Source organism: Pseudomonas sp. LBUM1673 (assembly GCF_059695645.1).
Genome location: NZ_CP166780.1, coordinates 5888535 through 5899772 on the forward strand (window position 1 = coordinate 5888535; position 11238 = coordinate 5899772).

General features: G+C 62.3%; 9 protein-coding genes and 2 pseudogenes. All 11 read left to right on the plus strand.

The window, feature by feature from the left end:
* Window positions 1–19: 19 nt before the first annotated feature.
* The gene (locus ACA044_RS26970) at window positions 20–1654 is read left to right on the plus strand and encodes a methyl-accepting chemotaxis protein (RefSeq protein ID WP_497447318.1); all 1635 of its coding nucleotides are present in this window, start codon (window positions 20–22) and stop codon (window positions 1652–1654) included.
* A gap of 4 nt (window positions 1655–1658) precedes the next feature.
* Window positions 1659–2183, plus strand: a complete 525-nt coding sequence (locus ACA044_RS26975) for a chemotaxis protein CheW (RefSeq protein WP_497444037.1) — start codon at window positions 1659–1661, stop codon at window positions 2181–2183.
* 36 nt (window positions 2184–2219) lie between these two features.
* A pseudogene (locus tag ACA044_RS26980) lies at window positions 2220–2732 on the plus strand (MCP four helix bundle domain-containing protein); the annotation flags it as partial.
* A 12-nt stretch (window positions 2733–2744) separates the two neighbouring features.
* Window positions 2745–3869 carry a methyl-accepting chemotaxis protein gene (locus ACA044_RS26985; RefSeq protein WP_497447319.1) on the plus strand — a complete coding sequence of 375 codons (1125 nt, stop codon included), beginning with the start codon at window positions 2745–2747 and terminating at the stop codon, window positions 3867–3869.
* A gap of 147 nt (window positions 3870–4016) precedes the next feature.
* Window positions 4017–5153 carry a chemotaxis protein CheW gene (locus ACA044_RS26990; RefSeq protein ID WP_497444038.1) on the plus strand — a complete coding sequence of 379 codons (1137 nt, stop codon included), beginning with the start codon at window positions 4017–4019 and terminating at the stop codon, window positions 5151–5153.
* Window positions 5154–5569: 416 nt separating this feature from the next.
* Window positions 5570–6727: a methyl-accepting chemotaxis protein gene (locus tag ACA044_RS26995; RefSeq protein ID WP_497447320.1), complete on the plus strand. Its 1158-nt coding sequence runs from the start codon at window positions 5570–5572 to the stop codon at window positions 6725–6727.
* Between the two features lie 994 nt (window positions 6728–7721).
* Window positions 7722–7862 (plus strand): annotated as a pseudogene (locus tag ACA044_RS27000) (HAMP domain-containing protein); the annotation flags it as partial.
* Window positions 7863–7892: 30 nt separating this feature from the next.
* The gene (locus ACA044_RS27005; protein ID WP_497447321.1) at window positions 7893–8720 is read left to right on the plus strand and encodes a methyl-accepting chemotaxis protein; all 828 of its coding nucleotides are present in this window, start codon (window positions 7893–7895) and stop codon (window positions 8718–8720) included.
* A 45-nt stretch (window positions 8721–8765) separates the two neighbouring features.
* Window positions 8766–9572: a CheR family methyltransferase gene (locus ACA044_RS27010; protein ID WP_497444039.1), complete on the plus strand. Its 807-nt coding sequence runs from the start codon at window positions 8766–8768 to the stop codon at window positions 9570–9572.
* Complete coding sequence (locus ACA044_RS27015) at window positions 9565–10077, plus strand: chemotaxis protein CheD (RefSeq protein WP_497444040.1); 513 nt, start codon at window positions 9565–9567, stop codon at window positions 10075–10077. The genes ACA044_RS27010 and ACA044_RS27015 overlap by 8 nt, the downstream gene beginning before the upstream one ends.
* Window positions 10074–11135, plus strand: coding sequence for a protein-glutamate methylesterase/protein-glutamine glutaminase (locus ACA044_RS27020; protein WP_497444041.1), 1062 nt, complete (start codon window positions 10074–10076; stop codon window positions 11133–11135). Before ACA044_RS27015 ends, ACA044_RS27020 begins: the two co-directional genes overlap by 4 nt.
* Window positions 11136–11238: the final 103 nt, after the last annotated feature.

An 11238-nucleotide genomic window follows, 5' to 3' on the forward strand; every position in this document is an offset into this window, starting at 1 on the left:
GATGAGCATTTTTTCCAGTATGAGGGTCGGCACTAAACTCGGTTTGGGATACGCAGTCGTGCTCCTGATGATGCTGACGCTGGCCATCACCAGCATGAGCGGTCTTTTTAACGTGCACATGATCGTGGACGACATCACTGACAATGCCTATCCGAAGGTCCAGGTCAGCAACGACATCAGCAGCGGCCTGAACGATACCAGCGCCACGCTCCGCGACCTGATTCTCAAGACCGACGAACAGCAACTGAAACAGCTTCGCGACCGATACCAGACGATCCGCCAGGAGCAGTCTGCACGGATGGACGCTCTGGAGAAGCTGCTGGACAACCGGCAAGAGCAAGACCTGTTCAAGAATATACAAAGCACCGGTGCGAGCTATGCCCGGATCGTGGACCGCCTGGTCGAGCTGGCATCGGCCAACATGAACGATCAGGCTACTGAGCTACTTTATGGTGACCTGGAGCGGGCACAAACAGAATACGCGAAGCTTCTCAACGACATGATCGAGCTGCAGGAAGCGTCTTTCGCCGATAACGATAAACAGGAACAAGCCGAATACGACCAGACTCGTTTTCTTTCCTTCACCCTGCTCGGCGTGGCGTTGGTCATCGGCGTTGGCCTGGCAATCTGGATTACCCGCAGCCTCATTCGCCAGTTGGGCGGTGAACCGCAATTCGCCGCCGACATTTCGCGGCGTATTGCCGAAGGCGACCTCAGCGTGACGATTCCATTGCATCACAACGATACCGGCAGCATGCTCGCCGCCATGAAGAGCATGGTCGAGAAACTCTCGCAGATCATCGGCGAGGTACGCGGCTCAGCCAATGCCCTGACCAGCGCCTCCGAGGAAGTCTCCGCCACTGCTCAATCGATGAGCCACGCCTCCAGCGAACAGGCCGCCAGCGTCGAGGAAACCTCTGCCTCGGTCGAGCAGATGTCCGCCTCTATCGAACAGAACACTGAAAACGCCCGGGTCACCGACAGCATGGCCGGCAACGCCGCCAAACAAGCCGTCGAAGGCGGCGAAGCGGTCAAGGACACGGTCAGAGCGATGAAGAGCATCGCGGAGAAGATCGGCATCATCGACGACATCGCTTACCAGACCAACTTGCTCGCCCTCAACGCCGCCATCGAGGCCGCCCGCGCTGGCGAGCACGGCAAGGGCTTCGCCGTGGTCGCCGCCGAGGTGCGCAAGCTGGCTGAGCGCAGCCAGATCGCCGCCCAGGAAATCGGCGAGGTGGCCAAGGGCTCGGTGGCCCTGGCCGAGCGTGCCGGCAGCCTGCTCGACGAGATCGTCCCCGGCATCGCCAAGACCAGCGACCTGGTCCAGGAGATCGCCGCCGCATCCGCCGAGCAGTCCTCCGGCGTCGGTCAGATCAACACCGCGATGAACCATCTTAATCAGATCACCCAGCAGAACGCCTCGGCCTCCGAGGAGCTGGCCGCCACCGCCGAGGAAATGAGCGGCCAGGCCGAGCAGCTGCAACAGCTGATGAGTTTCTTCAGCCTCACGAGCCACGGTGAAAGTGATCGTGGTACCCCTCCCGCTGCTTCTGCCAGATCCAAGGCAGTTGCGACCCTGCCCGCCCTCAGTCGGGTGGCTGATACTCGCGGCTCGGCCGTCCCGGCCGGCTTCGTGCGCTTTCAGGAGTGATGCCATGGGCCAGTTGATCAAGATGGAAAACCCCGGCAGCGCGCCGGAAACTCGGCAATACCTGACCTTCAGCCTCGCCGGCGAACCGTTTGCCGTGGGCACACTCAGCGTCAAGGAGATCATCGAGTACGGCCAGCTCACCGGCGTGCCAATGATGCCGCCAAGCATCCGCGGGGTGATCAACCTACGTGGCGCGGTGGTGCCGGTAATCGACCTTGGTGCGCGCTTCGGCGGCCGGCACACCGAGGTCGGCCGGCGCACGTGCATCGTCATCCTCGAGGTGGACCATGCCGACGAGCAACAGGTGATCGGTGTGCTAGTCGACGCGGTGAACGAGGTGCTGGAAATCGCCCCGGCGGATATCGAACCGCCGCCGGCCTTCGGCGCGCATATCCGCACCGATTTCATCCAGGGCATGGGCAAGGTCGGTGGCCGCTTCGTCATCCTTCTGGATATCGGCCGGGTGCTGTCGGTGGATGAACTCGCGGCCTTGAGCGACGTGTCGGGAGACCACTTGGTCGACGTGTGAGCAGCAGTTTTCCTCTACTCAAGGTGATCATCCACAATGAAGTACTTTCAGGATCTGACGTTGGGCACCAAGCTCGGCGGCAGCTACGCTTTGCTGGTGTTGCTAATCGCTCTATGTGCGGTCATCAGTTGGATGGGGCTGGTCAAGGTCGACCAGCACGCCGACTCCTTGACGCATGAGCTGTGGCCCAAGGTCAAACTCTCGCAAAGCGTGATCAACCTGATCAACGATAACGCGCAAGACGTACTGGCGACTATGTACCTTGACGACCCCACGCAGATCCGCGCGGAGATCAAGCGCATAACCGCTAAGGCGGTGACAAAGAGTAAGTACTACACCGAACTTGCCGAGCGTATGCTGACCACCCCCGAGGGCAAACTCTCGCTGACCAAGGTACTGGCGGCACGCAAGCAATACATCGACAGCAGCACGGCGGCGCTCGAGCTGCTGTCGACCGGAGAGCCGGCTGCCGCCCGCGCGAAGCTGATGTCCGAGACCATGCCCCTGCGACAGCAGTATGTCGATGCCATCACCACTGGCATCGAGCGTGAAGAACAGTCGATGGAGCAGGCATTGACTGCGCAGCGCAACGAAGTCGCCATCATCCGCCGCGCTATGCTGGTCGCCACGCTGCTCGCCATCGGCATCGCCGCGCTGATGGCCCTGGTGCTGACTCGCGCCTTGACCGGCAACATCCGCAATGCATCGCAGGCGGCGCAACGCTTGGCCAAGGGCGACTTCACCGTCAGGCTGGAAGCGACCTCGAACGACGAGGTCGGCCAGTTCGTGTTGGCGATGAAGGCCATGGCCGAGAAACTGGCGCAGATCATCGGCGAGGTACGCGGTGCGGCCAACAGCCTGTCGTTGGCATCCGCAAAGGTCAGTTCCACGGCTCATTCCATGAGCCACGCCGCCAGCGAACAGGCCACCAGCGTCGAGGAGACTTCCGCCTCGGTGGAGCAGATGTCCGTATCCATTACCCAAAACACCGGGAACGCGCGGATCACCGACGGTATCGCCGGCAGTGCCGCCAAGCAGGCCGTCGAAGGCGGCGAAGCGGTCAAGGACACGGTCACCGCGATGAAGAGCATCGCGGAGAAGATCGGCATCATCGACGACATCGCCTATCAGACCAACCTGCTCGCCCTTAACGCCTCCATCGAAGCCGCCCGTGCCGGCGAGCACGGTAAGGGTTTCGCCGTGGTCGCCGCCGAGGTGCGCAAGCTGGCCGAGCGCAGCCAGGTCGCGGCCCAGGAAATCGGCGAGGTGGCCAAGGGGTCGGTGGCGCTGGCCGAACGCGCCGGTGGCCTGCTCGACGAGATCGTCCCCGGCATCGCCAAGACCAGCGACCTGGTCCAGGAGATCGCCGCAGCCTCTGCCGAGCAGTCCGCCGACGTCGGCCAGATCAACACGGCGATGAACCAGTTCAACCGGATCACCCAACAGAACGCCATCTCATCCGAAGAGCTGGCCGTCACCGCCGAAGAAATGAGCGGCCAGGCCGAACAGCTGCAGCAACTGATGAGGTTTTTCACTCTCGCCGGCCATAACGCAACCGAACACGCCAGCGCCCCATCCGGGCAACGCGCCACGACGAGCGCCGGCCAGCCGTCGGTCGCTCGCGGCAAGACCGGTGGCCGTCCGGACATGGCCGTGCCGGCCGGCTTCGTGCGCTTTCAGGAGTGATGCGATGGGCCAGCTGATCGAGATGCAAACCTGCAATAGTCTTGCGCGCGCCCGGGCCCGTATCCCTGGCAATACAGGCTCAGCTCATGCGGTGGATGAAGTCGCAGACTTGACCCCTCCAGCCACGGAGCAGGGGAGTCGCCCGGCATGAATATCGTCCTGCTCCTGGTATTGCTGCTGTCTTTTGGCGTAGCAGCTGGCGCGGCTACTTCAATCGATATGAGTGATCTATCGTTCTGGTTGTTGCTGGCCGTAGCCCCCGGCATCGTGATGCTTGTCGCCTTGGGCATTCACTACCGGGGCAACCCGCGCATCAACGCTAAGCCGAGCGCTCCCATCGAGCCGCTTGCCGAGGTTGAACCCGACGAGCTGGAGCGGCTCAAGCGAAATGCGATCGAGCAGCTCAGCGTCATCTCTGCGGTTCTGCGCAGTTCCACGGCTACCACCTTGATAGCCGAGCAGACATCTGGCCAAGCGGCTTCCAGTGCAACGGGGCAAGCGCTTCTGTGCTTACAGGATTGCGATGGAAGCCGGGACTCGGCGATCGCGACAGAGCGCTTCGACAAGCCGGTCGATACACGCGAAGAAACTGTTTCCCAGACCCATTTGCTGGAGCTCAGCTCTGTCATCGAAGCGACACGTCACGTCACTCGTGACAAGGCCCTCACCGAACTCGCCGCCAAGATGCGGATAATGGCCGAGCTTACCTCTCGCCTACATGAAAAAAGGCAGACCCTTAACCATATTCCCATCGGCCCGCTTTCGGCATCTGACAACACAACACCAAACAGGCACTACCTTTCCTTCACTCTCGGCGACGAGCGTTTCGCGATGAGCACGTTGAGCGTCTACGCCATCGTCGAGGCCTCTCAACTCATCAGCAAGCCGAGCATGCCGAGCATGCCGACGAAGCTCCGCCGGGCGATCAGGTTGCGCAATGCGCTGGTGCCGGTGATCGACCTGGGCGCACACCTTGGTGGACAGCCCATCAAGGTTGGCTCGGGCACCAGTATCGTCATCCTCGAAGTGACCAGTGGCAATCGTATGCAAATGATCGGCGTGGTGGTCGACGCGGTCGGCAAAGTACTGGAAATCCCCCTCGTGGAAATCGGACCGCCAGCGTCCTCCGACAGCAAGATCCGCAATGACTTCACCCTAGGCTCGGTCACGGTCAACAACCATACGGTCACCTTGCTCGACATCGAGCGAGGGGTTTCGGCGAATGAATTCGTCGTGCTGCGCTCGGCAGTCCAATCGGTAGCACAGGAAAACATCCCGACATGAGCATTCGCCAACGCCTTCTCCTGCTGGCCAGCGTCAGCAGTCTGCTGTTGCTGCTTGTCGGTGCCACCGCCCTGTACCAGATGCAGGGACTCAAGAACACTCTGGTCGGCAGCCTCGACGAGTTCGACAAGCAGGCCCGCATGCTGATCGACATCGAAACGGCCCATAGCCATTTCAAGACTCAGGTGCAGGAGTGGAAGAACATCCTCCTGCGCGGCCAGGACCCGCAAAGTTTCAAAAAATACCGGACACACTTCGGCGACGAAGAAGGCAGGGTGCAAGCGCTGCTGGGCAAGGTGCGGGAACAGATGCAAACGCAAGGTCACGATAGCAGCGAGGTCGCGAACCTGATCGAGCACCATACTGAGTTGGGGCGGCGTTATCGCACAGCCCTGGACAGCTTCGATGCGCAGGCGATGAATCCGGGGCAACTCGTCGACCGTCAAGTCCAGGGCATCGACCGCTCGACCAGCGATGCGTTTCAGGCCCTCGTCGCGCAAATCGAAACCCGTGCGCAACAGCAGGCAGCCCAGGCGATCGCCGTTGCCGAGGCTCGCTTCGTTGACATGCGCAACTTCTCCGTGGTGTTGGGGCTGGCCGGTCTGCTCGGCGTCATAGCCCTCGCTATCGGGGTCATTCGCAGTCTGGGCAAGGGCCTGCGGGCCGCTATGAACAGCGCTCGGCATCTGGCCGCTGGCAATCTGGGTTTCCAGGTGGAGTACCGGGCCAACGATGAGCTAGGAGAGCTGTTGCAGTCCATGCAGGACACGGCCGGGCAGCTCAATCGCATCATCGGCGAAGTGCGCGGCGCGGCCAATGCCCTGACCAGCGCCTCGGAGGAGGTTTCGTCCACCGCCCAATCGATGAGCCAGGCCTCCAGCGAACAGGCCGCCAGCGTCGAGGAAACCTCGGCCTCGGTCGAGCAGATGTCTGCCTCCATCGAACAGAACACCGAGAACGCCCGAGTCACCGACGGCATGGCTGGCAACGCCGCCAAGCAGGCCGTTGAAGGCGGCGCGGCGGTCAAGGACACGGTCACCGCGATGAAGAGCATCGCGGATAAGATCGGCATCATCGACGACATCGCCTACCAGACCAACCTGCTCGCGCTCAACGCCGCCATCGAGGCCGCCCGCGCCGGCGAGCATGGCAAGGGCTTCGCCGTGGTCGCCGCCGAGGTGCGCAAGCTGGCTGAGCGCAGTCAGGTCGCCGCCCAGGAAATCGGCGAGGTGGCCAAGGGCTCGGTGGCCCTGGCCGAGCGTGCCGGCAGCCTGCTCGACGAGATCGTTCCCGGCATCGCCAAGACCAGCGACCTGGTCCAGGAGATCGCCGCCGCATCCGCCGAACAGTCCTCCGGCGTCGGTCAGATCAACACCGCGATGAACCAGCTTAACCAGATCACCCAGCAGAACGCCTCGGCCTCCGAGGAACTGGCCGCCACTGCCGAGGAAATGAGCAGCCAGGTCGAACAGCTGCAGCAACTGATGAGGTTTTTCACTCTGAGCGAAGCCACGGGCCCAAAAACCGCAAGTTCCCTGACAACGCGTCGAGAGTCTGCCTATGAAAGCGCTTGAACGTCTATCTTTGCCCGGCAAGTTTTCACTGCTGGCTGTGCTGTGCCTGGCGCTTATTGCCGCGCCGACCTCTCTGTATGTGCTCGGCGCCTTGAGTCAAAGTCGCCAGGCCGTGCAAGAGTCTCGCGGCATGCAACCCGTGCAGGAGTTGCTCCAGCTTATTCAACTGACGCAGCAGCATAGCGGCCTCTCCTCCGCTGTGCTGGGCGGCAACCGAGCGCTACTCGAAACGAGGCAGCGAAAGCAGGCCGAGGTGGAGCGCGAGTTCGAGCAAACCGAACGTGCGCTGCGCGAGTCTCTGGTCCCTTCCAGTATTCTGGATTCCCTGCGGCAGGTGAACCAGCAATGGCGCGAACTGGCCAACAAGATCTCGCAGGCCGCAGTCGACGGCCCTCAAAGCCTGATGCTGCATGTCCAGTTGATCGCGGCCTGTCTTCAAATCGAGGACTCGCTGCTCGATCACTTCGAGTTGTCGCTGGATCCGATCTTCGAAACCTACTACCTGATCACCGGCGCCTTGGTCGAATTGCCGCAGACCAGCGAATTGCTTGGACAGTTGAGCGCGACCGGAGCATTGCACCTGGCGCAAGGGCGGATCCAGCCCGAGCAACGTGCCGCTCTGAGCAGCCTGACTACCCAAGCGTTGAATAGCTTCGACAAACTGTCCCGCGCTTTCGCCAAGGTCAATGCCGCCAGCCCGGAGTTCAATGCCCTGTTGAGTGCTCCTCTGGCGACACTGCGTCCGCAGATCGAGCAGACGCTGAAACTGACCGACACACACCTGATCTCGGCCAGTGAACCCGGTTACCCGGTCGCCGACTATATAGCGGCCTATACCAAGACTGTCGACGCCCTGTTTGCCTTCAACCGTCCAGCGTTGGCCGCCCTCACCGAGGCGCTTGAAGCGCGGCGCGACAGTGCCCGGCACAGCATCATCCTGATGTCGGCCGGTCTGCTGGCGCTGCTGCTGGCCAGCGCTACGCTGGCAACGTTGATGGTGCTACGGCTGCTCAAGCAACTGACCGTCGCCTTGAAGGCGGCCGAACGCATCACCGGAGGCGACCTGAGCCATCCGATCGACTCGCTCGGCACCGATGAGCCGGCACGTTTGCTGAGCGCGCTGCAGCATATGCAAGAAGGACTGCGCGGCACCGTCAAACAAATCATGAACTCCGCCGAGCGCCTGGCCTCGACCGCCGGGGAGTTGAGTACGGTGACTCAAGGCGCCACTCGCGGCCTGAGTCGACAGAGTGGCGAACTTGACCAGGCTGTCACCGCTGTCACCGAACTGACCACAGCGATTGAGGACGTAGCGCGCAATGCCGTCTCGGCTTCTCAGGTCTCCCAGTCTGCCGACCAACGCTCCCGCCAGGGCCAGGAGAGCGTCGGCCGGACAGTCGGTGCCATCGAGTCGTTGGCCGGCGATATCGAACACACCACAGACACCCTGCAATTCCTGGCGAGACAGATAGGCGGCATCACCTCCGCGCTGGATGTCATTCGCGGTATAGCCGAGCAGACCAATATGCTGGCCTTGAACGCCGCGATCGAGGCGGCCAGGGCAGGCGAAAGTGGGCGCGGCTTCGCAGTGGTAGCGGACGAAGTCCGGGCCTTGGCGCAGAGGACTCAGGAATCGACCAAGCAGATCGAAAACATCATTGACTCGGTGCAAAAGGGCAGTCAGGGCGCCCTTAGCGCCATGCAGATCAGCAACGGAAAAACCAGGAAAACCCAGGAGGTTGCCCGCGAGGCTGGCATCGCGCTAGGCGTGATTGCAGAGGCCATCGTGCAGATCAACGAGCGCAACCTGAGCATTGCCAGCGCCACCGAAGAGCAATCCCACGTGGCCCGCAAGGTCGACAGCAACCTGCTCAATATCCGCGATGTTTCTGCGCAGACATCGATCGGGGCGAACCAGACCCATGCATCCAGCCGGGAACTCGCGGGCCTGGCCGGCGAGCTGAATGCCATGGTCAAGCACTTCATCGTCTGACGGAGATACGCCGCATCATGAAACACCTGCAAGGACCCATACAGAATGAATAACCTGGTGCTCTCCGATAAGGAGTTCCAGCAGTTCCGCGGCATGATCTTCGAGATCGCCGGAATCAGCATGTCTGACGCCAAGAAGCCGCTGGTCAGCGGCCGTCTGGCCAAACGTGTCCGCCAGCAAGGCCTGTCCAGCTATGGCGACTACTTTCGCCTGCTGATGCGCGAGCGTGCGGAACTGCAGATGGCGGTGGACCTGTTGACCACCAACGAAACCTACTTTTTCCGCGAACCCAAGCATTTCGGTTTCCTCCGTGAGCGAATCCTGCCAGAGCTTGTCAATTGCTCCACGCTGCGTATCTGGAGCGGCGCCTGCTCCACCGGCGAGGAACCCTACAGCATTGCCATGACCCTGGCCGAAGCCCTTGGTAATCGGCCCTGGGAGCTGCTCGCCTCGGACCTCAGCACGCGGGTATTGGAAAAGGCCCGCGCCGGCCTGTATCGCATGGTCGACGCCGAAGACATCCCGCGGCCACTGCTGGTCAAATACTGCCTCAAGGGGGTCGGCGAGCACGCCGGCACCCTGCTGATCGATCCAGCCCTGCGCAACCGCATGAGCTTCCAACAGATCAACCTGAACGCAGCACTGCCCGAGCTGGGTGAGTTCGAGGTGATCTTCCTGCGTAACGTGATGATCTATTTCGACCTTGAGACCAAGCGTCAGGTGCTGCGGCGCATGCTGCCGCTGCTGAGGCCGGGCGGCTACTTCATCGTCAGCCATTCTGAGAGTCTGAATGGCGTCTGCGACGAGCTGCAAGTCGTCGCCCCTTCCATCTATCGGAAGCCTCATGCGTAAACCCGACGGCATCATCGAGATTTTCCTGCAGCCAGGAGAGCTGTATTTCGGCGATCGCTACACGCGCATCCGCACCCTGCTGGGGTCCTGTGTGTCCCTGGTGTGCTGGCATCCCAAACTGCTGATCGGCGGCATGTGCCACTTCATGCTACCGACCCGGCCTCAGCCGCCGACGGATGAACTGGACGGCCGCTATGGCGACGAAGCCATCGAGCTGATGCTGCGCGAAGCCCGCATCCATGGCATCTCGCCCACGGAGTTTCGCATTCAGCTGTTCGGCGGCGGCAACATGTTCCCCACTATTGACAGACAAAAGGACAACCACGTGGGCAAGAAGAATGTCGACGCCGCCAAGCAACTGCTGCAGGTCCATGGCCTGACCTGCAGCGGCGCCCATGTAGAGGGCGTCGGCCACCGCAATCTGATCTTCGACCTGTGGAGTGGTCAGATCTCGCTCAAGCACATTCCGCCCACACTGGATGCACGCCAGGGTAAACGCGCATGAAGCCAATCAAGGTGATGATCGTCGACGACTCCGCCGTAGTGCGCCAGGTGCTCTCGGCCACGCTCGCCAAGCACCCGGGGATCGAGGTGATCGGAGTGGCCGCCGACCCGCTGTTCGCCCTGGAGAAGATGCAACGCCAGTGGCCCGACGTGCTGGTGCTGGATGTGGAAATGCCGCGCATGGACGGTATCACTTTCCTGAAAAAGCTGATGGCCGAACGACCGACCCCGGTGGTGATCTGCTCCACCCTCACCGAAGCCGGAGCACAGACCACCCTGCAGGCGCTGGCGGAAGGGGCAGTCGGCATAGTCAGTAAGCCCAAGCTGGGGCTCAAGCAGTTCCTCCACGATGCCGCCGACGAACTGGTCCAGGCAATCCAGAGCGCGGCGCGGGCCAACCTGCGCCGCCTGGCGCCCCAGGTCGCCGTCAAACTGTCCGCCGACGCCATCCTGCCGGCCACCAGCCAAGCCATGGCACAGACCACCGAGACACTGGTGGCCATCGGCACCTCCACCGGCGGCACCCAGGCTCTGGAGGCGATACTCACTCGCCTGCCGCGGGTTTGTCCTGGCCTGGTCATCGTCCAGCACATGCCGGAGCGCTTCACCGCGGCCTTCGCCGAGCGGCTGAATCGGCTGTGCCAGATCGAGGTGCTCGAGGCACGCAATGGCGATCGGGTAATGCCAGGGCGCGCGCTGATCGCTCCTGGCGGGCGGCACATGCTGCTCACGCGCAGCGGCGCCCAGTACCAGGTGGAGGTTCGCGACGGCCCGCCGGTCAGCCGGCACCGCCCTTCGGTCGACGTGCTGTTCCGCTCAACCGCCCGCGCGGCCGGCGGCAATGCCCTAGGCATCATCATGACTGGCATGGGCGACGACGGTGCGCGCGGCCTGAAGGAAATGCGCGAGGCCGGCGCCCGCACTCTGGCCCAGGACGAAGACAGCTGCGTGGTCTTCGGTATGCCCAAGGAAGCGCTCAAGCTGGGTGCGGTGGAGCGTGTGCTACCCCTCGGCGAAATCCCTGCGGCGATCCTCGCCAGCATGACCGGCAGGCGTTGAGCATGAGCATTCACCAAACCCCAATATGCATCGACAAGCCCTGGCGCCCCGATCGACCAGACCCGGCCCGGAAAGTTCTCATGACACGCGATGACGCCTTCAC